The organism is Tepidiphilus olei (assembly GCF_006980705.1).
In the GTDB taxonomy this organism is placed as follows: domain Bacteria; phylum Pseudomonadota; class Gammaproteobacteria; order Burkholderiales; family Rhodocyclaceae; genus Tepidiphilus; species Tepidiphilus olei.
Genome location: NZ_SBHO01000024.1, coordinates 1 through 593 on the forward strand (window position 1 = coordinate 1; position 593 = coordinate 593).

Below are 593 nucleotides of genomic sequence, written 5' to 3' on the forward strand. Positions count from 1 at the left end.
TACCGAACGCTCCCCTACCACGCGTGCCCCGAGGGCACGCATCCGCAGCTTCGGCTCGTGGCTTGAGCCCCGTTACATCTTCCGCGCAGGACGACTCGACTAGTGAGCTATTACGCTTTCTTCAAAGGGTGGCTGCTTCTAAGCCAACCTCCTAGCTGTCTTCGCCTTCCCACTTCGTTTCCCACTTAGCCACGCATTGGGGGCCTTAGCTGGCGGTCTGGGTTGTTTCCCTCTTGACACCGGACGTTAGCACCCGGTGTCTGTCTGCCGCACATCACTTTGCGGTATTCGGAGTTTGCTATCGCGGGGTAGATCGCAATGACCCCCCCAACGATGACAGTGCTCTACCCCCGCAAGTGTCCATGCGACGCGCTACCTCAATAGCTTTCGGGGAGAACCAGCTATTTCCGGGTTTGTTTAGCCTTTCACCCCTATCCACAGCTCATCCCCTACTTTTGCAACAGTAGTGGGTTCGGGCCTCCAGCACCGGTTAGGGTGCCTTCACCCTGGCCATGGATAGATCACCCGGTTTCGGGTCTACGCCGCGCGACTTCCTCGCCCTATTCGGACTCGCTTTCGCTTCGCCTCCCCTA

At 58.5% G+C, this 593-nt stretch carries 1 rRNA gene; it reads right to left on the minus strand.

The features are described from left to right. A 23S ribosomal RNA gene (locus EPD80_RS11300) occupies positions 1 to 593 on the minus strand; the annotation flags it as partial.